Here is a 21,387-nt window from a genome sequence, read left to right as displayed (position 1 = left end):
ACTGGTTACTCTTCTACTTTATTTGGCGCTTGAGCGCTCTCAGATACTTCAACCATCACTTGTTTAAACTTCACCGTCATTCGCTCTAAGCGCGCTTTTTCAGAATCGGTTTCAAACTCTTCTAAGGCAATACGCTTCGTAAATACGTCCATCGGGCTCAATTCTGACAGCGTTTCTGCCGACTCTTGATCTAAAGCTTGGTTGCGACGTTCTCTTGCTCGGCGCAGTTGCAGTACTTCCACATTCAAACCATCAGTCAGTGCACGCATACGTTCTTGAAGATCTGACAAGTAATCTTGCGCTTGTACTTCTATTGATAACCACACGCTTTGTTCGCTATCTAAACCTATGTATTGATTCAGTTGAGATTCGATCTCGCTCAAGTCACCTTTGATTTCAGCTAGGGGTTGAAACGTTGGAACTGGCAATTGAGAAATGGTTCGCACGCCCTCAACAAACTCAACCACACATACCTGCTTTTGAGATTTCAGCTCGTCAAAACTCAGTGGAATAGGTGAACCGCAGTAACGAATGTATTCTCGCTTTGCCACAACTTGTGGGCGATGGATATGACCAAGTGCAATATAATCGGCATCTGGGAAACCATCAGCGGCGAAACCATCAAGGTTACCTACATAGATGTCGCGCACAGAATCCGATTGTTGAACACCCATCGCTGTTAAATGACCAGTAGCGATAATCGGCATGTGCTCGCTGTTTTCAAACGTCGTACGTTTTGCGACTGCTGCATCATAAACACTTTGGTAGTGCTGTTTGATTGCATCTCCGAGTTGCTTCTGACGCTCAACGCCTGTGACACCCGCCTGGCTAGTCAATACATCACGAGGGCGAATAAAGGGAATGGCACAAACCAGCGCTTCTACATCGCCGTTCTTACCTTTTAGTTCGACAACCTGAGTCGCATGATCTTCATTAGTATTAGGAATCACGTCTGCGCCCATGTATTTGAGCAGCTGTTGTGTCTCTTTAAGCACAGACACCGAATCGTGATTTCCACCTAACAACACCAATTGGCAGCCGATCTTGCTTGAGTCGACCACAAACTTGTTATACATCTCACGAGCGTAACTCGGCGGTGTGCTGGTATCAAAAATATCGCCAGCAACAATGATCGCGTCGATGTCGTGCTCTGTGACTTGCTCAAGTAACCATTGTAAAAACCGTTCATGTTCATTCTTACGGCTTTTATTGTAGAAGTTTTGGCCAAGGTGCCAATCGGACGTGTGAAGAATCTTCATTGCTGCTCACTGGAAGTCTGTAATAACGTCAATTTACCAAAATAGCTAACAACTACCAACTACCAACTACAAAATGGGTTAGCGATATATCCCTTTTATAAGCTTGTGAAAACCAACTAACTTCAGGCTTTGGACCAACTCCGCCCATAGCGTAACCAATCGTTATTTTTGACATAAAAAAACCGCTCAACGTTAGAGCGGCTATAATTCGAATTTAACTCAATCGATTCATTGCGCCTTCAAAGATTAGTCTTTCAAGGCAGCTCGATACTCATAAACTGACTGTGCGGATCTAACACATAGCCAGCAAAAGGTTCACAGTAACCAAAGCCAAATTTTTGGTACAAATTACGCGCTGGCTTAAAGTAGTCTTCCGATCCTGTTTCTAGGCTAATACGTCGATATTGGCGAGCGGTTGCCGTATCCAAAACGTGTTGTAATAGCTTGCTTGCGACACCAGATTTTCTTGCAAACTGCGAGGTTCTCATTGACTTCAGTTCAGCGTGTTGTGTATCAAGCTCTTTAATGGCAACACACCCAAGCAGTTGGCTGTCTTTCCAAGCACTGAAAAAGGTAATCTCTGGCGACTTGAGACCGTCCAGATCCAATGCATGAACGCTTTCTGGTGGCGATATCGCATACATATCAGCTAAATGCTCTTCGAGTAGCTCAATAACTTCTCCACCCGACAAATCATCAATTTTTATTTCCATAACTCTTTAATTATCCTTAATAATTTTTAATCCATTGTAGATACAGTTACTGGCTCTACTCTCAAGAAACCGTGAACATCATACCTAGCTTCCTTAGGTTCGCATCCTTTATTACACTGAGCTTACAGTAACCAATGAAGGATATATTGGGTTCACTGACAAGCTCGTAAGTTCACACTAACCACCTATTTATGAGAGTCTATATTAATCTTCAAGATTTTCTTGTTATTTTTAAGTTCTAGTTTACTATGCGCCACCCCAATTTTTTCAGCAAATGCTGCAGGCAAACATGTCCGCCAACGCACTCTATACCGACCTATCCGGTTACTATGATTTAATGTGTGTCGATATTGACTACCAAGCGCAGAGTGACTGCGTTCGTAGGTTACATCAGATTTTTGGAAATAAAGGAAAAACACACCTCGACCTTGGATGTGGCACTGGACCACACGTTCGCCATTTTATTGATTACGGCTATCAAAGTAATGGCCTTGATCTGAATAAACCAATGCTCGACATTGCGCAAGTTCGTTGCCCTGAAGCTAACTTTTCAGTACAAAACATGAGTAACTTTGAGGTCTCAGAACCGCTCGATCTTATCACTTGTTTCTTGTATTCCATCCATTACAACGACGGTATTGAGAGACTAAAAGAGTGCATTGCAAGCGTGCACCGAGCTTTGAAACCCGAAGGTGTCTTCTGCTTCAACGTGGTTGATAAAGAGAAGATCAGCAATGACTTGTTTGTTCGACATACCGCCAACAAAGAACATGATGACTTTACCTTTCGCTCAGGTTGGTACTACTCTGGCGAAGGTAGTAAGCAAATGTTAAAGCTAAGTATCGAAAAAACGACTGCGGGTGAAACTCAAGTATGGAATGACGAACACCCTATGGTGGCATTCTCGTTTAAGGAATTGATCGAGATATTGAAGCCTTACTTTGAGGTTCATATTTTTGAGCACGATTATGACAAGCTGCTGCCTTGGGATACCAAATCAGGTAATGCTTTGGTCACTTGTGTAAAAATCTAGGTAAGCCAATTCCAAACGAATTAAACCGATACAAGCACACAAAAAACAACCCACACTCGCCGTTCTCTTTATAGAGTATCGAGCCAATGTGGGTTCTTCGTTTTTATATGTATCTTCCTACCAAATCAAACACAGATTGATTAGAAGTCCGCTGTCATACCTACGTAGTAAGTACGTGGCTCTTCAACATAACCCATACTCTCTAGCTCTTGTGATACAGCTTCATCAGTCAAGTTAGTAATGCCAGCACGTACTCTAACCGAATCATTAACGTTATACACCGTACCGATGTTCAGTGTTGTGTATGCGTCTTGCGTTAAGTCGCTTTCGATATTACGCTCACCACGGTAACGCGCACTAATAAAGGTATTCAGATCGAAAGTCGGGCTCCAGTTCAGTTTAACTAAACCTGAATGCTTGTAACGCTCTAGCAACTCTTCACCCGTTGACTTATCTTCTGTGTCTAAGAACGTGTAGTTACCTGACACGCCCCACTCATCGGTAATCTGGTACTGACCCGTAAGTTCAGCACCTTGAACCACCGCCTCAGATACATTGGTATAAGTACGCTTCCCCTTTACATAGCCAGTAGAGCTAGAACTGTCCGCGCACCCTTTACCCGATTCAAACACTCCGCCGTTCTCGCAGTACGTTTCATCGCGATCAATAAGGTCATTGATTTCGTTGCGGAACAAGGCACCTTCAACATTCCAACGTGGTTGGTTGTATATTGCTGCAATTTCATAGTTCAAGCTCGTTTCAGGCTTCAGGTTTTCGTTGCCATATAAATCGCACGCTCCCTTACAGCTATTAACAGTGTAGTCAGCTTGGTTTTGAGTTAACGAAGGCGCTTTAAACGCCTTACCCACGCCGCCTTTGATGATGAGGTCATTAGTCGTTTGGTGAACCAAGTACACACGCGGGCTGAATTCTTCACCGTACAATTCGTGCTTATCTAAACGTCCACCAATGGTTGCGGTGAGTTGTTCAGTCATCAACCACTGGTCTTGAACAAACAAAGCACCTTGATACGCTTCTGATGTACCGTTGATCAAGTTTTCTTTGTTGGTTAATTCGCTCAACTGGTAGTCCATACCAAAAGTTACGGTGTGACTATCACCGAGATAAGTCGTTGCTGACGCTTCTACTATTTGAGTTAGCTCTTCTACATCGCTACTGTAATTGTTACCTAGATCAGCGGCATCGTTGTCTGTCACGTTTTCACGAGAGTAACGAACTTGTGTGTCACCCCAGTTCCAAAAACCGCTGTGTGTAATCGCTTGACTGTTACGTACAACATTACTATCCACTAGGTTCGAACCTGTAGCGTGTTCTGCTAAACCATCACGTTTATCGTCACTATAGCCAAGGTCCAAATCAATCGTCTGATTGTCTGTCATATTCCATGTCAGGTTGGCAAGCAAACTTAAAGTGTCGCGTTCCTCTAGAGCGGTAATATTCTCTCGACCATTACCTGTATATGGCTGCCATGCGTCACGCGTGGTTTGATTTAAAGAAAAACGCGCAAATAACTCATCATCAATCAATGCACCGGACGTGGTAAAACCAACAGAATATTCTTCCCCACCATCTCCGTCTAATGGAGATGAAGTGTCCATGTTAATCGTTGAGCTCCAATCATTTTCTGGAGCTTTGGTGATGATGTTGATTGTGCCACCCATACCATCTGAACCGTAAAGTGCAGACATTGGGCCGCGGATGATTTCAACACGTTCGATTGACTCAGCTGGAATAGTCGAGAGATCGAAATCGTTACCACGAATGATGGCACTTGCAGAGCTTAAGCGACGGCCATTCACCATGATAAGCGTATAGTCTGAATCCATACCACGAATAGAGATCATCTGACGGCCAGCACGTGTGCTATCAAAATCAGATTCCACACTCGTTGATTCTGCAACGATGTCAGCCAAAGTGATTCCAGGGCTGTCTTCGATGTCTTGAGCGGTGATAACCGACATTGAAGCTGGCGCTTGTTTTAGAGCCATTTCAGTACGAGTTGCCGTAACAACCATTTGCTCATCTGTCGCTTGCGCTTCTTTTTGCGCTAACACGTTAGCCGATAGTGAGGTGCAAATAACAGCTACTGCGACCGAAAGGGGTTTACGAATCATAAGAGGTTTGCGAACTATAAGGGATTTGCGAACTAAAAGAGGCTTGCGAATCAAAAGAGATTTCTCAGGCATGATATTTATTCTTATATGTAATTAGTAATGATAATAGTTTGCATTAAACAGCCAGTTATCACTCCAATCAACGAAAGTTTCATGCTGAAAATTCATTATGATTATTCATTTATCAAATAACGTAGACAACATATATTCAATTCATTAGCATTAAGCCAGCAACATTCATGTGCCAGATAATCTAGGAGTATGTCTCTTTAAATAGTTCACGAATCCAACGACACATAGGGTCATTGTGGAAACGTTTATGCCAGTAGAGATATACGTCTTCTGATGGGCTCCTGATCGCTTTGGGTACGCGTTTACAAACAAGGTTTCTTTGTTTTGCTGCTTGTTGAGCGAAAGGTGTCGGCAGGTGAAAGATGATATCGGTCGCTTCAGCCATATCTGGAGCGACGTTAAAGTTAGACAGTTGAATCGGTATCGATAGCTGACGCTGCTTATCGATCAAGCCCAAATCTTTGAAACGACTTTCAATCGAGAGCTTCTTATCCCCTTGCAGTGAGATCTGGCCGAGTTGGCTACTCAATAAATCATCAACGGTGATCTCTTTATCCGCCAGAGGGTGGTCTTTGCTCATCAATAACCGATAATCGCGACTGATTACGAACATTCGATACAAGTTTTGTTCAGAACTTAATGGTTCATGCGTCGACAACACAAAGTGCGCATCACCTGATAACAGAGGTTCAAAGTGTCGTTTAGGAATCGAGTCGATATCGACAAGCATATTCGGTGCTTGCTTGCGGATTTGCGCCACGACTTTTGGCAAAAGGTGTGAAACCTGAGGAACCAAGCCAAAGAACCGAATGTTACTATTGCTCGTCTGCGGCTCGAACACGTCTCCATGGACCAACTTTTCTAAACGTGCGAGAACGGAGTTGAGATCTTGCTTAATGACTTCGGCTTTCGGGGTTAACTCATAGCCATAAGCAGCTCTTACCAACAAATCGTCGTTAAATACAGTGCGAAGTTTTTGTAGAGATCGACTCACCGTCGGTTGGCTCATGTCCAACGCCAAGGCTGTGTTTGATACGTGCTTCTCTTCAAGAAGGTGTTTAAGAATAACGAGTAGGTTTAGGTCGACTTGAGCAAGATTCATTAGGTAAATACTCACAATAAAGACAATTCAATGTACGTATAGTGCTATTTCCCCAAAATTAATACAATTGATAATCACTCTTACTTTTGGTTTTATACAGTATGAAATTCCATATTTAACGCTAACTAAGATTTTTGAAAGTCTTACTTGGGTCACTTTAGACACAAAAAAAAGAAGCCAAATGGCCTCTCTTCCCCTATCCACTCTCGCTACTATTTTAGTTAGCGCTCAACACTCGGCGAATAATAAGCGTCCAACAGTGAAATGAAATTCCCTCTATTAAGTTCGCTAAGTTGATTAATGCCAGCCGCGGCTTTTCTTCCTCCGCCAGTTACAAAGCTAGAGCAAATTTCATCTGCGCCTGTTCTATTGGATAGTGGTGCTCTTAGGCTAACAGTATAAGATTCGCCATTTTGGTTTTTCGTTAATACTGCTTGTGCTCGGTTTGGATCTTGATTCACGATCTCATTGCCAAATACGCCGCTGATGCGCCTTGCCCAAGTCTCACCAGGCAGTTCAAACACACGTGCGACTTTACTTTCATAAACAGGGGCAAGGTTTGATAGTTGCTGACGGTCATTCTGGTAAGCCGCTCGTAGTCGATAAAATACCGAGTCTGTGTCATCCAAGAGATCAAACGGATTCTGATATTGATACAGGGTTTGGTAGAGCTCAACTGGCGTGAAGTGTAGATCGCTCAGTGATGTACCGTAGCCGTTGTAATTAACCAAGGTACCTAACTCTTCTAAAAACTCAATTTGTGATTGTTCGAATCCATTGTCATCTGCTAACTGCGCAGCCACTGTTTTTAAATTGTCACCAAAGGCCGCCGCGATTGCCCAAGCTACGTGTGCACCATTTAGCTTCTGGTTAATCAGTAAACTCGTGCAGCTATCTGGCGCGGTGTCTATCAGAGTGTTTAAATGCTCAGAGGTTGGCACGCGCCCTGTTCGATGGTGATCGCAGTAAAACACATCGATGTTGGCATCTAACAGTGAGTGCAATGCTGGCAGGTTCTTCTCCATCGACACATCAAGAACGGTAACGGAAGAGACATCATTTGGTTTGCCCGGCTCTATGATTTGACTGGCAACTTGAGATACCAACTTAATATCACGCTTTACACCAGTGACGAGCACGCTCTCTCTTGGTTCACTTAAGCGCAGTTGTAACAACGCGATGATGCCGTCTGCGTCTCCATTGAATACGTCGTAGTGCATGCTATTCCTCTTCCGTAAGATTTAACGTTTATTCGAAACGCGCCAAAGACATGGCTCACATCAATGGGGTCGTTCATCGTTAGTCTGTCATCATTTTAGTTTTATTCCACAGATACTTAAGTCTATTTTGTAATGCCTTATTCTTATTTCTATCGATTCAGGCACTTGCCTATCCTTCAGGCACAAAAAAGGCGCGAATAATTCACGCCTTTGGTTTCTAAGAACTCACGGCTTTGGTTTATAGCCGCTCTTTGATCTTATGACGTCTTAAACAGCGCGACTGCTTGGTCCATATCGTTCGCTTGCTCGGCTACTTTATCGACTTCGACCAAGCAATGCTGCGCCGAAGCGTTGTTATCATTCGAGATGGTATTCAACTCAGTAATTGAGTCACTCACTTGTGTCATTACGGCACCCTGCTCTTCAATCGCTGAAGCAATACGCTCTGAGTTGCCTTGAATGCTTTCCATATCACCCAAGATCAGTTGCAAGCTTGCATCCAGTTCTTCTGAATCTTTAAGTGTCAGCTGGCCTTGTTGGTTACACTCGCCAATCTCTGTCATAGAAGCATTCATTTGGCTCTGGATTGCAGTTACTACACTGGTGATTTCTGTTGTTGATTGGTGCGTTCTGCTTGCTAACGCTCGGACTTCATCCGCAACAACTGCGAAGCCACGACCTTGCTCACCAGCACGAGCGGCTTCAATGGCTGCGTTCAGTGCCAATAAATTAGTCTGTTCCGCAATACCTTGGATAATGTTAACGGCACTACCAATTTGATCGACATGGTGATTCAAAGAACTAATCGAATCTTGGCTACTTGACAGGCGTTCAGACAACTGGGTAATGTTATTAATGGTATCGCCCACTACTTCACGACCTTTATCGGCATTCACTTTCGCTTGATGAACGCCTTCAGCGGCAACCGATGTACTTTCTGATATTTCCCCAATAGTCAGTACCATCTCTTGCACTGAAGTTGTCATCGTTGAGGTGTGGTTTGCTTGAACTTCGAACTGTTTGATGACCGATTCTAGCTCGTCATGCATGCTCGACGTACTTTGTGTCAACTGATGTGACTTAGATTGAGACGTCGCAATCAACCCTTCAAGTTGGTCTAGCAGTTGATTGAAGTATTCACCTAGCGTACCGAGTTCGTCTTTGCCATTATCCGTAGCACGAATAGACACGTCGTTCGAATCGACAATATTACGGATTACAGCAAGTAGAGATTCAATCTTACCGATGATTGAACGTACGATTAACCAGCTGAATAGAATGATCGCCACTAACAGTGTGACGCAAAGGGTGTTGTTGATCAGCGACAGTTTATCCATCTCTTGCTGCGCCTGTTGATCTAACACGGCCGAGAATTCTTTGAATTGAGTTTCGATAATGTGTGAACCTGCACGCGCTTGCCCTAGTAGTCCTTCGTTGTGCTTTAACCCTATCACTCGTTTCTGATCTACGACTTGACGAGCTGCTTCTATCAAAGCAGCTGAGCCTCCCGCATTAGAAGTAATAGACAGAACACTTGGGTCGAACTCACCCTTTTCGATCAAATCATTGAAGAGATACAACTCAATTTTTTGCTCGGCGCTTGCTGAATCACTTATGTTATCGAGTACAGCATGAAATTCCCCTAACAAGCCTTTGTCTCGCGCTAGTCCATACACTTGGCTGGCTTTAACAAGGTTAACAAAGCTGGTGTGGTACGTTTCGATATCTTCACGTAAATGCGTACTGTTGGCCAAACCCAAATCATTCAGCACAGCATTGAGCTCAGATTCAGACGCTAAGAATTTTTTGTAATTTACGTCGAACTTGTCGAGGTATTTCAGATCACTGCGAAGTAAGAAATCTTTCTCGTTACGACGAAGGTTGAGCAATCGCACTTCAAGTTCTTTGGTAATTTGTTTGGCTTCGCTCATTTTAGCGGTGGTGTCCGCAAATTGAGATGTGGTAAACAACAATGAAATCATGCCGAAGATGGAGAACACCCCCAACGAATAGAGCTTTTTCTTTATATTCATATACATGGCTCGTCTTTACTAAATTAACTATAAGTATCTAATTGATCGCATCAAAGCATGGATATACGGCTAGCGCGATCGAGTTATTGTTATGATTTTTTATCAGTAATGGGGTTGAACTTTTGCAGCGGCCCTGCCCGCAAGTAGTGACATCATCAATACATTCAAACAAAGAAGACCCACCCCATTAACGATAAATCAATCAATAACACACTTTTGTTACATCTACATTAATAGAATTATAAAAGTGAGAGACAGATATTTGACGGAGTGTGAGTGGCTGAACGCCTTGCTATTAAGGCTTTGAATGAAAACACTTTGAGCAATTATTGATCTGACGGCTGCAAATGACATTTTTTTTGCTCACCAGCGGAGCAAGAACGAAGAGCAATATTGGAGATTTTGACTTATTTTTTAAACGGTGAGTCCATCGATTGGTGATTGTATAGTCAAGCGAAAACGGCGAAAAAATGGACCTACTCAATTCGAGTCAGGTCCATTTTTAGATTTCTTAATCAATCGCTTTGCAGCTAATAAGTTAGGGTCCGAACTTAAGGCTGACTAAAACGCTTTTACCATCTTAGATAGGCACTTCAGTAATACCGCTTTCTCATCTTCTTCGATGTCTTGCGTTAATTCATTAACTAGGTTCAAGTGAAGCTGATTGTGGTGAACGTGAATCTTCTGCCCCTCATCAGTTAGAGCAACCACGATTGCACGACGGTCCGTTGGGTGTTCATGGCGTTCAATCAATTCGGCTTTAACCAGCTTTTCTATTTGAACGGTCAATGTACCCGTGGTGATGCCCAGCTTTTCAGCCAGTTCTTTCATTCTTAACGCGCCATGCATACCAAGTACTTCAATGGTGTGTACTTGAGCCAGGGAATAACCTGTCTCTTTGACAACAGACTGCTCCCACGAAGACATTTTATCGTAGAACTCAGTCAGTATTTGGTTAAGCTGTTCTATATTTCGCATGGTCGTTTGAATGCACTTCAAGAGTAAGATGATTAATCTTATCAAACTTGGAGAGCATTTGTTTATATTCAGACACGGTTTTATCACTGTTTGATTCAAGAGTAATTGCTGCTGAATAGTGATGCCCACTCACCTTCCACATATGGAAATCGGTGACCGACGCATAAGGCGTTAAGGTTTCGGTCACTGAGTCGCGATAATCTTGGTGGATATTCTCATCAAGCAGGATTGGACTGGTTTGTTTCATAAGGTTCATCGTCCACTTAGCAATCACAAATGCGCCAACCATTCCCATTGCTGCATCTAACCAGTTCCAACCGTAAAACTTACCAAACAGCAGCGCAACAATGGCCAACAGTGAAGTCAACGTATCCGCCAACACATGCATGTAGGCTGCGCGTAGGTTATGGTCATGATGGTGCTCACCATGCTTATGATTATGGTCGCTGTCGTGATCATGGCTATGTGAATGACCGTGATTCTTACTATGATTGTTACTATGATCGTGGCCATGCTCGTGTCCGTGATCATGATGGTGATCGCCGAGTAAAAACATACTCACCACATTCACAGTTAAACCAATACAGGCAACGATGATCGCTTCATTGAACTGAATCACTTGTGGGTTAAACAAACGATGCACTGATTCCACCAGCATCAATAATGACACAATACCCAATGCAATCGCGCTGGTGTAGCCCCCTAACACGCTGACTTTGCCAGTACCAAACGAGAAACGTTCACTCTCGGCATGTTTCTTAGCATATCGGTATGCTAATAAGGTGATACCAAACGCTGCAGCATGCGTTCCCATGTGCCAACCATCGGCAAGCAATGCCATTGAACCATAAATAGTACCCGCAACGATCTCGACAACCATGGTGATGATAGTTAACAAGAGAACGTAGAAAGTACGCTTCTCACCTTGGCTGTTATGTGAAGAAAAGTTGTGTTGGTGACGTGTTGGAAAACTCAAAATGGCGTCCTTAGCTGATGTTTGCGGTTAGATGATCGTTGTTAATAAAAGCCCTTTGATTGACGAGTAATTTGACAATCAAAGTAATTGATTGAAATTTAGTTTGATTATCAAACTTTGTCAACGATGGATATCAAGACTCTGATTTGCGGAACGAATAGTTGATTGTGCGCTCTAGGTCGTTTCAGAACTTATTGATTCAGTAAAAAATGGGCTTTGCAGGCACAAAAAAGCCCACGCGAGATGGGCTAATTGAAGCAAATTCAATGATGGCGTTTATTTGCTTTGTAACAGAGTAATCTCATCATTCACCCAGCCTAATAAGTGCTTGGTCGCTTTAGACAAGACTTGGTTCTGCCTCACGATATAGCCAAGGCTGGTGCTAGAGAAATTGGTTAATGGTGTCACTTTTGATTTCAAATGTTGCTTAGTTGATATTGCAAACTCAGGAATGATAGCCACTCCAAACCCCGCTTCTGCCCAGTCGATTTGAGCGTCAACACTTCCGACTTCCATTACCCTGTGACTCGGTAAGTTTAGGCTTGGCAAACCTTCATCAATGAAGTCGCGAGTTCTCGTATCGTGGCCAAGTAGAATCAAGGTGAGTTCTGTATCTACATAGTCGTCTTTAGCCTCATTTTCGGTCTTGCTATCAGAGTCTTGCATGTCGAGGCCATCGCCGAGTGCACACCATGAAAGCTCTTGCAGCTTGGTAAAATAGAGCGACTCGTTTTGCTGTTCTTTCGCAATCACAAAGCCAAGATCCGCCTGAGCATTCTTAACTAAACTCGATGCCTGAGATGAGGTGGTATTCAAGAGCGTAAGGTCAATACCGGGATACTGCGCTTTGAACTTCTGGAAAGGACGAATTAGCAAGAATCGAGAAATGATGTCGCTCACGGCAATAGTTAACGTGCCTATTTTGAGATCGTTAATGGCGTTGAGATCGGCCTGACAAATCTGCAGTTCGAGTAACGTTCTTTGACTTGTCTCTAGTAACCTTTCACCTGCTTGAGTCAGTTGAAACGGACTTCGCTCTATCAACTTGATGCGTGTTTGTTGTTCCAGTTGTTTTAGGTGCAAACTCACATTGGGTTGTGTCATATGCAGTGCGTTGGCTGCTTTTCCGAAATGCTTATATTCCGCTAGCGTCACAAACGTCTTCAACAAATTTATATCAAGCATCATTTTCTCTCTCGTGTTACTCACATGTTCCTTACAGTCAGGGACTACCCCACCCGTCATTCCCTAAAGTGAGGAACGAACGTGATAGGGAATCTCGCTTATGGGTTAAGACTTTAATGGCATATGAAATCCTTATCAAGATAATAAAGATAATTAATTTCTCTTATCCACCTTGTAGGCCTAACATGATTTCTCAATCAGTCAGGAGAAAAATTATGCCATCTATTGTTGTTGTAGGCGCAAACTGGGGCGACGAAGGCAAAGGCCGTATCGTTGATTTTTTAGCAGACCAAGCTTCTGCTAGCATTCGCTTTCAAGGCGGAAACAATGCCGGTCATACCGTAGTAAACGACTTCGGTACATTCAAACTGCACCAACTACCGAGTGGTATTTTTAATCCTGATTGTACGGCAGTTCTTGGCCCTGGCATGGTGATAAGCCCTGCTGCGTTAACCGAAGAAATTGCTGAAGTACAAGCGGCTGGTATCAAAGTTAAAATGGCAATTTCAGACCGTGCAACACTTTGTCTGCCTTTACACGCGCTTGAAGACACACTTGAAGAAGAGCGTTTAGGCGATGGCGCTTATGGCTCAACACGTCAAGGTATTGCACCAGCGTACGGCGATCGTGTGATGAAGAAAGGCATTCTTGTCGGTTGGCTGAATCAACCTGAGATCTTAGAGCAACGCATTCAATTCCTGCTTGATTGGAAGATGCCTCAACTGAAGGCTCTATACCCTCAATGTGATTTCACTCAAACTGCTTCTGAAATGACAGAATGGCTACTTGAAGTGACTAAAGCTTGGCGCCCATTCATTTGCAACGTAACTGAGCCGCTTAAAGCACTGCAATCACAAGACGCGAACCTACTGTTTGAAGCTCAGTTAGGTGCAGGCCGTGACCTTGTCTACGGTGAATACCCTTGGACGACGTCTTCTAATGTAACCGCAGCTTACGCGGGTATCGGTAGTGGCTTACCTGCCCTTCGCCCCGAGCGAGTTATTGCTGTGGCTAAATCGTTCAGCTCATCTGTAGGTACTGGTACGCTAGTGACTGCAATGGAAGAGCAAGACAGCTTCCGCGAAAGCTCTAACGAATATGGCGCAACAACGGGTCGCCCACGTGATATGGGCTACTTTGATGCGGTAGCAACTCGCAACGGCGTTGACCTGCAAGCCGCGACTGAAATCGCACTGACTAAGATTGACTGTCTGTCTGGTTTGTCTGAACTTAAGATCTGTACCGCTTACTCTGGTGAGCACACTGAAAACCCGATTTGGCCACAAACGGCAGAACTAAAACCTGTATATGAAGATATGGCTGGTTGGGATGAAGACATCACGGGTTGTCGCACGTTTGAGAGCCTTCCTCAAGCGGCACAAGATTACGTTACGCGTATCGAAGAGTTGATGGGCGTGCCAATCGTGATGGTATCAGTAGGTCCAGAGCGCGAACAAATGATCATTCGAGGTTAGAGCTCTATCGAGTATTTCAGCTAAAGCGGGTGCTTTTGCCATGTTGTTAATTACTCGAATAATGTAGGACTTGGCTCTGAACAGCAGAGCCAAGATTTATTGCGTGGTATTGTAGCGTAAATGCGACTTTTTGCATTGATTAAGAGTTACTTATGATAAATAAATTGCAACTAAACTTGGGTAACCTCACCCGTAACTTCAATATGTTTTTCAACGCTAACTGGAAACTCTTCAGTACTGAAAACGACTAACTTTTGCCCAGCTCTAGTCATTGCTACATAAAGTTTACGCATTGATTCTTGCAATACTTCTTCTCTTTCCGAGTCGCTCAGCTCTAGATTCTTAGGCTGGTTAATTATTTGACCACAGCCAAGAACAAACACCGTACCAGACTCCATGCCCGTACAACTATTGATATTAAGTAGCCTAATTTTGCTGCCTACGTTATCCGCTAACTCTTTGGAGTTGTTGTAGTTAATGACCTTGTTAGAACCAATTCGTTTTTCAATGTCTTGCTTTAGCGCCCATGGATTATACTCTGGGCTGCATAAAACCATGATCTGATGAAGAGCGACTGTTCCCGACTGCACCAGGACTGCGAGTTCGTTCAGGAACCTCTTTTTCTCATCTTGAGCATTTCGAGAATATATAATCTGAGGTTTGTGTCCTCTTGCCATTTTTTCATAGTCAGGCTTCACGTAATCTTCAGGGCTTCCTTCGAGATCATCGAGCAGGGCGTTAGCAGCGACCATTATTTCATAAGTCGTTCTGTAAGAATGATTCAAACGCTTAGTGCGCCCTCGAACATTCAAACCTACGCTCTTCCAGCTTAAACGGCTTTTTAAGAAACCTTGGTTAGGATCAGCACAAATAAATAACTGCCCCCCCGGGCTCAATGAGCGTTTAATTAACTGTAACCAAGATGGCGCGAAGAATTGAGCCTCATCAAGCAGTATGTGATCATACTGTTCAAGAGGTTTGTCTGATAACGCAACTTCCTTAATATACAAACTCGGTAGGTACTTCTTAACCGACGACAATCGAGCAGAAAAATCAACATATAGCTGCCAAATATGTTCTCGCTGACTTTTTTGTAGTGCAAACCCACGACCCTGTCGATCGAATTCCAAGTACTCTTCTTTGTCTTTAATTAAATAGTCATTGATGTACTCTAGTTCGGACCAAATCTGCTCATCTGTTAACGATAGTTGCGTGTAAGCTTCATTTTTATCACTTAAAACGGTCTTCTTTTCTTCTTTCATATTCGCATCGCCAAATACTGGCTTAACACGCTGATGGCTTTTACTGTACTGCTTTAGCGCAAATGAATGAAAGGTAGCAATTTCAAGGTTATCTGGTTTGCCTTTAAGCCAAGTTTCGAACCTGTATTTAATATCTTCCGTCACTGGCTTATTGTGTATCGCAAGAAGGACCTTTTTTCCCGGGTATTTTTTACAATACAAAACGGCACGATTAATTAAAATCAGAGTTTTCCCACTCCCAGCTACCCCATTTATCAACCTTACTGAAATGTCTTCCTGACCTTCTTCTTCAGAATCGACAGACTCAACCATATCTAGCCTAGTAGCCAATTCTTGATCGTAATCTAAAAAAAATGGGAGCAGCTTTGCGGTATTGTCTACGGAGGCTTTTCCTCGACGAGTGCTACACTGCGCGGGAATAACCGACTCTGGAAAAAACGTGCGCTTGATTCGTGAATGTGAGTCGATTGTGAACTCGGTTAGTGCGGCGTGAATTAGTTTTTCACCACGCTCAATAAACGTTTTGTTCTCAATTATTTGTACATAATCAGAGAAAGAACTATTCACTTGGAGATAACTATTAACTTGGAGAGAACCGTCAATTTGGAAAGTACTTTCTTCTTCCACAATCATATTATCGACGACAGCTAGATACTGAATAGGCTTTAAACCTAACGTCAACATCGAGTCATTAAACTTCAACAATTTAGAAAGACTAATACTATCTGGTTTCTCTGAATGAACTCCAACAAACACCCAACTATTGCAAGGCCCCTCAATAATACAAGGAGCAACTTGTAAAGACTCTAATAATGACTCACGAATAAAAAATTCGTCATTGAGTTTATTGAATACCTTTTTGAAATGACGTCGATGCTTGCGGTCTAAGCCTGTAATCGTATCTATATGTGCCATTAATCTACTTCCACTTTATAACAGTGACGAACCAGAGATTTATAATCTTCAATGTTTTGTCGCACCTTAGGATCATCCACCTGTTGCAGCATGCCTTCTGGGATTTCGGGACCTACAATCACCAACTTAGTCTGGGGTCTAGTAATGGCGACATTGAGACGTTCCGCTTGGAAAAAGAATTCAGCGATAGCGCTAATGTATTGCGGATCTGAGGAGCAGAATGAAACTATAATCATTTCCCTCTCTTGGCCTTGCATCCTTTCCACAGTATCCGTTACGACTAATTTTGAACCAAATATCCCCAACTTATCCTGAAGGCTAGACTTTAAAGCTTTGGCATGACCCCGGAACGGTGTAACAACACCGATCTCTTCAGCAGATAAACCCGCTTCAACAGCCGCGGTTATCAAATCGGCCACTAACGCCGCTTCTTTTCTATTGACACTTCGGGCATTGACCCCTGAAGTTTTGATAAATACAGAAGGTCGATCGCTAGAGAGGACGTCGGAATACTTGTGAGGTTTTTTAGGCAGAGAAAATGATGACAGCGTTGGTGGTCTTTTCGATTCTAATTCGCCCTTGTAATAACAGTTACTAGGCCATTGGGTTAAGGCTGGAGACATGCGATAAGTTTGGCTTAACAATACCGAAACCTTTTCATTGCCAAGAATCATCTTAGAGAAAGCCGAACTGTCCTCAAGAACGGATTGAGAAAGTATCACAGGAGGAAGCTGCTTATGATCCCCAACGAATACAAATCGACACCCTTTTCTCATTGCCATTAACGCCAATGGAACGGTAATTTGGCTGGCTTCGTCAAAAATAATGGTGTCGAATGTAAAGCTTTCAAGTCGCTCACTACAGGTAGCAAAAGGTGTCGCACCAATCACATACCCAGTGTCCGGTATATCTTGCCATTTTGATGCGTATTCAAAATGCTGAACCTTGTCACTCAGTGATTTCTTACCGCCACTCGCGCAAATTTTTGCAACAGGAACCCCTTCCTCTACAATTTTGTTGAGCGCATTATTGATCGCCATGTGGGTATGAGAAGTCATGAAAACTCTCTGCCCTGCCTCTACAAGAAGCTTGGCGATAATACTAATAACTTTTGTTTTACCCGTTCCGGGAGGACCTTGAATACACGCTAAGTATTTAGATGCGACACCAATACCAACAGCTTCACTCTGTTTTTCATTTAATCCTCGAGATTCGGCATAATCCGCAGCGTCATCAAAGTCTTCGTCATAAATCGTTTCCGTATTCAAATGTCCGGAAAGCATGGGGAGCAATACGTCTCTGCCGACTTTCGATGTTGCTACATCAGCCAAAGCTTTGTCATAAAACGGTTTTAAATCCATGCCTGCAGGGTCGGCATAACAGCCTTCACTTAGTTGTGGAAGTAAGCTTTGATCGACTTTGACTTTGAGCAACCACTCTCCATCGTTTTCAGCTTCAATAGCTACTTGACCAAACACTTTATGGTTACTTGGGTCACCAAGATGCAAACAAATCATGTCGCCTTCTCTAAAGCGTGATTCGTTATCACCTAATACGACTTCCAGATGATTAGACCCGGAATATCTTACTGATTCTATTCGTTGAGTTTCGCCTTTTAATAGTTTTTCTTCTAAAGGTTTCTTCCAAGTTTCTAGAAGTTTTTCCATGCTAGCTTCATGTTCTGCATACACAAAAGCTTGTAGTTCTTTTAATACCGAAGTGAGTTCCATACCTAGCTTACCAACGTGAATTTGTACTCAAAAATGAGAATATTCATCAATACGAATAATCCAACCTTATTTTTTGAACGGTCATCACGTCAACTACACATTCACGAAACTGTTAATTACATCTCTTACCGGACGTAGATCGCCCTTAGGTTTACGGTATTTCAGTGGGGATTGGTGGATTTTATAACCATTATTAGGCGCTTTTGAGATCAAGAATAGCTAAGAGTTTGATAACGGGTATCTTTTTCCCTTCATTTTCAGGCTCAACAAGGCTTTATCGATTCAATCTTTAAGTTGATGGAAATGCAACCCTGCTCTTTTAACTAACGCTAAACATTAAATTCAAAAACTTGCTTCATCAATGGCTGTAATTCTACTTTATCTGGCGTCCGAAAATCATCAATATGCCTCATTGGCACAACCGCCACAAAGCCCCAAAACTCTAGGAATCGTTTAAGAAATCGCGAGTCAATCATTGTGCCTAGTAACTGACTCGAAGACCGATACTCATCCTCTGGGCACCTCAACAGTAAATCAGGGAATGCGGTAATTACTTCTTCGATTAACTGCTTTGTATTGCCATGACTTTGCAAGCGCCACAGCATAAATAACCAGAAGGTTCTTAAATCAACATCGTGCTCCCATCCATCTAGGTATCCCCAATTGAACTGAGAGGTTGCAGCTTCGAGTATAGGGATAAAGAACGCTTGGATGCCGTGTGCTAGGTACTGCTTTTGAGCTGTTTTTTTAACATGATAGCGGCCGCTTCGACGATAGATGATACCCGCTATCTCTGCCAGCACTCGGCTGTAATGTAGAGCATTAAATTTATCTTCGTTGTTGCCTGCATATTCACTGATGCTGATATTCCGTTCAAACTGAGATACTGCAAACTCTGGCAGTAATTCACTGGCCGGTTTAACGATTTTGGTCGGCAAATTACCTTTGCTAGTGGCTTTAAATGAGCCATCGTTTTGCATCGCTTCATCTACTATCAATTGTAAATAACGCATCACCGGGCTAGCCTTAAGGTCGTCTGGCGTGTGAACTGTTACCCCATCCAATTCTTTAAAAGGCGCATATAACCAATTGCTCATTTGTGTTGGCGAAAGGCCGCAGAAATCAGGATGAGGCCGTTCATTAGCTGCCTTCACTTTTTGCTCTGCAACAATATTAAGTTCTTCTATAGACAAGTTAGGGTTCATTGCAGCAACTTGCTCGATATCATCCAACATTGATGCGTGTTGCTTAGATATGCTATTCATGCAGCAACGTTTATACTTTTTACTGCTGCCACAAGGGCAAGATTCATTTCGACCTGGTTTCATGTTTTATCTACTCGTCTTATTTATCTTAATGCTACGTCATCTGAAAAAACGTCACCTCAAACCAGCAATGCCTCATTTTCTTGCTTACGTTCTGCGAGTGTTTTTTCTATCGCTAAAATAGTGGTTTTACTAACCCTGCGTTGCTCAGCCAGCGGCCTAAACTGACTAATGGCATCAACTACCTCTTGAATGCATTGCTGTGCTTCCTTCCAATTTGCAAAGCCTGCGCTAGCAGCCAGCTTTTGCATCACTTTGAGTGGTGGCACTTTTCCGTATCCGGCAAAGGCAGTCGCATGCTCGTTAAAAGGTTGAGGACTAAAGGTGACATCGTAAAATGGTGCGAGTTGCCAACTACCATCATCGGCTTGTAAAAAGGCCCAGTTTTTACTGTGATCGTCTTGGTTCGCGGCAAATAAGTTAAACATTGCGCGACGAAATTGAAGTTGCCCAGCAGCGGGTGACTTACAGAGCTGACGACTGGCCTTAATCAGATCACTGTAATCTAAGCTCGGGCTTCGAAAATCTGCATCCAACAAGCCGCAAGCACTGTGCATATGTAAGCGCCCTGCCTTCTCCTGCGCGGGTAAATAATCAAAACGCTTTAACGCAAGCCAGGCTTTAGCACCGCTACTTGTAGGTGCTTCAATTAACTGCCACATCGGTGGCTGACATTTTGCGAACTCAGCCATTTCTAAATAGACCGCTTCACATAAACCTTCTTCGTGGCCCAATGCTAGGTTCTTCGACGTAAACTTAACTAACCATGCTTCATCGCCAGGCTGTGCATAGGTGCGGCATTGCGTCGGGTCGCCAGCAGGCATATAAATTTGCGCTTTAGGGCGGGCACCGCCGGAGCTACCTACGGCTACCAAGGTTGCTAACACTTGTTGAGTGCTACCGTCTAACTCATCCGTCTCTTTATAATCAAGCACGGACTGGTCGAACAAGGTTTGGGCTTCAAGCCCAAGTGTTTCCAAATCAATATCTGATCGCTGATCGAATGAGAACTCAGATACAGGGGTAAAAGACAATGCCCCCATTCCTTGCAGGCCAACAAACGCCAATCTATCCATTGCTGTTACTTGTGCGGGTATTATACCTTGTTGACGGAACACACGATCTTGCAACAACAAACCCCACCCATCAGGAAGACTATCGCCAAAAACGCCGTGAATGCCTTGGTGAGGCTGTTTCGGTGCTTGCTGCAATCGCGCATCACCTTGAAGCGTAAAAGGGGATAAATTGCCAAACCTGCTTATATAGTTTTCATCGTACTGAAAGAAAACACCTTGCCGGTTTTGCGCTAATACACCCACCGATACAGTTTCGCCCGTTGTGAGAGTGCGCTCCACATTCAACTTTTGAATGGATTTAAAGCCCATCTTTAAGCACCTCTTCTATACTGGTCGGTAATGTACTGCGGTCAGTCGTTGTTTGTGTCAGTTGATAAAGCCTATCGAGTGAATCCAGCGACTGCCACAAAAGCAGCAATTGACGAAATGAAATTTGCCCGGTGAGTTCAAACTTTTTTATGGTCGAAGCAGGTACACAACTACGCTGGGCCAGTACCTCTCGCGATAGCTTCTCTTGTTTACGCAAGCCACGCAGATGAGTAGCAAAAGCTTGGCTTACATCAGTATCATCTAAAAGTGAAAAGTTCATGGCGCAACCCCCAATGGATACAATAATGTCTATTATAGCGTTATTTTGTAACTTGTGGATACTATAAGGTCCATATTGATATGAATAGCTATCACGTAACTGGAGAAGAAAACTAAAAGCTGATGCGTTACGTCAGACAAGAGGTTGAGTTAAGGTAATACCAATCACAGTAAGTAAGTGATCAAAAATAGCGCAGGAAAAAGGCTTGAGAACAAGGCCGCTCTTCTCGATAAGAAGTTATTCTACAATCAAAAATTCTAACACAGTTATCGAGCGTTTTAACCAGCTAGGGTGACCAGTTATTTACTA

Annotated in this window: 16 protein-coding genes; 2 read left to right on the top strand and 14 right to left on the bottom strand. The window is 43.3% G+C overall.

Translation table 11 applies throughout. The features are described from left to right. Nucleotides 1-5 precede the first annotated feature (5 nt). A complete protein-coding gene (gene sbcD, locus AB4407_RS13230; protein ID WP_372120876.1) occupies nucleotides 6-1,259 on the bottom strand; it encodes an exonuclease subunit SbcD in 1,254 nt (417 codons plus the stop codon). Between the two features lie 254 nt (nucleotides 1,260-1,513). Further along, nucleotides 1,514-1,972, bottom strand: a complete 459-nt coding sequence (locus tag AB4407_RS13225) for a GNAT family N-acetyltransferase (RefSeq protein WP_372120875.1) — start codon at nucleotides 1,970-1,972, stop codon at nucleotides 1,514-1,516. A gap of 289 nt (nucleotides 1,973-2,261) precedes the next feature. Here AB4407_RS13225 and AB4407_RS13220 point away from each other — a divergent pair, with 289 nt between their 5' ends. After that, nucleotides 2,262-3,005 (top strand): class I SAM-dependent methyltransferase, encoded by a 744-nt coding sequence (locus tag AB4407_RS13220; protein WP_012604065.1) that lies wholly within the window; start codon nucleotides 2,262-2,264, stop codon nucleotides 3,003-3,005. A 140-nt stretch (nucleotides 3,006-3,145) separates the two neighbouring features. On the opposite strand, the gene AB4407_RS13215 is transcribed toward AB4407_RS13220, so the two are convergent. The 7 genes from AB4407_RS13215 to AB4407_RS13185 form a co-directional block, all read right to left on the bottom strand. Beyond that, on the bottom strand, nucleotides 3,146-5,140 hold the full coding sequence (locus AB4407_RS13215; RefSeq protein ID WP_372120874.1) for a TonB-dependent receptor domain-containing protein: 1,995 nt from the start codon (nucleotides 5,138-5,140) through the stop codon (nucleotides 3,146-3,148). A gap of 253 nt (nucleotides 5,141-5,393) precedes the next feature. Beyond that, entirely contained in the window at nucleotides 5,394-6,314 is a 921-nt protein-coding gene (locus tag AB4407_RS13210) for a LysR family transcriptional regulator (protein ID WP_372120873.1), read from the bottom strand. Nucleotides 6,315-6,535: 221 nt separating this feature from the next. Then, nucleotides 6,536-7,534: a DHH family phosphoesterase gene (locus AB4407_RS13205; protein ID WP_372120872.1), complete on the bottom strand. Its 999-nt coding sequence runs from the start codon at nucleotides 7,532-7,534 to the stop codon at nucleotides 6,536-6,538. 257 nt (nucleotides 7,535-7,791) lie between these two features. Then, a complete protein-coding gene (locus AB4407_RS13200; protein ID WP_372120925.1) occupies nucleotides 7,792-9,516 on the bottom strand; it encodes a methyl-accepting chemotaxis protein in 1,725 nt (574 codons plus the stop codon). A gap of 612 nt (nucleotides 9,517-10,128) precedes the next feature. After that, nucleotides 10,129-10,545: a MarR family winged helix-turn-helix transcriptional regulator gene (locus AB4407_RS13195; RefSeq protein WP_009846872.1), complete on the bottom strand. Its 417-nt coding sequence runs from the start codon at nucleotides 10,543-10,545 to the stop codon at nucleotides 10,129-10,131. Next, complete coding sequence (gene dmeF, locus AB4407_RS13190) at nucleotides 10,523-11,521, bottom strand: CDF family Co(II)/Ni(II) efflux transporter DmeF (RefSeq protein WP_372120870.1); 999 nt, start codon at nucleotides 11,519-11,521, stop codon at nucleotides 10,523-10,525. Before dmeF ends, AB4407_RS13195 begins: the two co-directional genes overlap by 23 nt. Before the next feature lie 276 nt (nucleotides 11,522-11,797). Continuing rightward, complete coding sequence (locus tag AB4407_RS13185; RefSeq protein WP_372120924.1) at nucleotides 11,798-12,709, bottom strand: LysR family transcriptional regulator; 912 nt, start codon at nucleotides 12,707-12,709, stop codon at nucleotides 11,798-11,800. A gap of 212 nt (nucleotides 12,710-12,921) precedes the next feature. Here AB4407_RS13185 and AB4407_RS13180 point away from each other — a divergent pair, with 212 nt between their 5' ends. Then, on the top strand, nucleotides 12,922-14,181 hold the full coding sequence (locus AB4407_RS13180; protein WP_017099849.1) for an adenylosuccinate synthase: 1,260 nt from the start codon (nucleotides 12,922-12,924) through the stop codon (nucleotides 14,179-14,181). A gap of 170 nt (nucleotides 14,182-14,351) precedes the next feature. On the opposite strand, the gene AB4407_RS13175 is transcribed toward AB4407_RS13180, so the two are convergent. The 5 genes from AB4407_RS13175 to AB4407_RS13155 form a co-directional block, all read right to left on the bottom strand. Beyond that, a complete protein-coding gene (locus AB4407_RS13175; RefSeq protein WP_372120869.1) occupies nucleotides 14,352-16,358 on the bottom strand; it encodes a UvrD-helicase domain-containing protein in 2,007 nt (668 codons plus the stop codon). Further along, entirely contained in the window at nucleotides 16,358-18,088 is a 1,731-nt protein-coding gene (locus AB4407_RS13170; protein ID WP_372120868.1) for a DEAD/DEAH box helicase, read from the bottom strand. The genes AB4407_RS13175 and AB4407_RS13170 overlap by 1 nt, the downstream gene beginning before the upstream one ends. A gap of 329 nt (nucleotides 18,089-18,417) precedes the next feature. Continuing rightward, nucleotides 18,418-19,416 carry a YecA family protein gene (locus AB4407_RS13165; RefSeq protein ID WP_372120867.1) on the bottom strand — a complete coding sequence of 333 codons (999 nt, stop codon included), beginning with the start codon at nucleotides 19,414-19,416 and terminating at the stop codon, nucleotides 18,418-18,420. Between the two features lie 56 nt (nucleotides 19,417-19,472). Continuing rightward, complete coding sequence (locus AB4407_RS13160; RefSeq protein WP_372120866.1) at nucleotides 19,473-20,798, bottom strand: type II toxin-antitoxin system HipA family toxin; 1,326 nt, start codon at nucleotides 20,796-20,798, stop codon at nucleotides 19,473-19,475. Continuing rightward, nucleotides 20,788-21,078 carry a helix-turn-helix domain-containing protein gene (locus AB4407_RS13155; protein WP_372120865.1) on the bottom strand — a complete coding sequence of 97 codons (291 nt, stop codon included), beginning with the start codon at nucleotides 21,076-21,078 and terminating at the stop codon, nucleotides 20,788-20,790. Before AB4407_RS13155 ends, AB4407_RS13160 begins: the two co-directional genes overlap by 11 nt. Nucleotides 21,079-21,387 lie beyond the last annotated feature (309 nt).

The sequence above is a fragment of the Vibrio sp. 10N.261.46.E11 genome (assembly GCF_041472735.1).
GTDB lineage: Bacteria > Pseudomonadota > Gammaproteobacteria > Enterobacterales > Vibrionaceae > Vibrio.
This window is presented reverse-complemented; position numbering and strand designations above follow the sequence as displayed.

Bases quoted from the DNA above. Each gene is read 5' to 3' on its own strand.
- sbcD (WP_372120876.1), bottom strand. From the start codon at position 1,259: ATGAAGATTCTTCACACGTCCGATTGGCACCTTGGCCAAAACTTCTAC.
- AB4407_RS13225 (WP_372120875.1), bottom strand. From the start codon at position 1,972: ATGGAAATAAAAATTGATGATTTGTCGGGTGGAGAAGTTATTGAGCTA.
- AB4407_RS13220 (WP_012604065.1), top strand. From the start codon at position 2,262: ATGTCCGCCAACGCACTCTATACCGACCTATCCGGTTACTATGATTTA.
- AB4407_RS13215 (WP_372120874.1), bottom strand. From the start codon at position 5,140: ATGATTCGTAAACCCCTTTCGGTCGCAGTAGCTGTTATTTGCACCTCA.
- AB4407_RS13210 (WP_372120873.1), bottom strand. From the start codon at position 6,314: ATGAATCTTGCTCAAGTCGACCTAAACCTACTCGTTATTCTTAAACAC.
- AB4407_RS13205 (WP_372120872.1), bottom strand. From the start codon at position 7,534: ATGCACTACGACGTATTCAATGGAGACGCAGACGGCATCATCGCGTTG.
- AB4407_RS13200 (WP_372120925.1), bottom strand. From the start codon at position 9,516: ATGATTTCATTGTTGTTTACCACATCTCAATTTGCGGACACCACCGCT.
- AB4407_RS13195 (WP_009846872.1), bottom strand. From the start codon at position 10,545: ATGCGAAATATAGAACAGCTTAACCAAATACTGACTGAGTTCTACGAT.
- AB4407_RS13185 (WP_372120924.1), bottom strand. From the start codon at position 12,709: ATGATGCTTGATATAAATTTGTTGAAGACGTTTGTGACGCTAGCGGAA.
- AB4407_RS13180 (WP_017099849.1), top strand. From the start codon at position 12,922: ATGCCATCTATTGTTGTTGTAGGCGCAAACTGGGGCGACGAAGGCAAA.
- AB4407_RS13175 (WP_372120869.1), bottom strand. From the start codon at position 16,358: ATGGCACATATAGATACGATTACAGGCTTAGACCGCAAGCATCGACGT.
- AB4407_RS13170 (WP_372120868.1), bottom strand. From the start codon at position 18,088: ATGGAACTCACTTCGGTATTAAAAGAACTACAAGCTTTTGTGTATGCA.
- AB4407_RS13165 (WP_372120867.1), bottom strand. From the start codon at position 19,416: ATGAAACCAGGTCGAAATGAATCTTGCCCTTGTGGCAGCAGTAAAAAG.
- AB4407_RS13160 (WP_372120866.1), bottom strand. From the start codon at position 20,798: ATGGGCTTTAAATCCATTCAAAAGTTGAATGTGGAGCGCACTCTCACA.
- AB4407_RS13155 (WP_372120865.1), bottom strand. From the start codon at position 21,078: ATGAACTTTTCACTTTTAGATGATACTGATGTAAGCCAAGCTTTTGCT.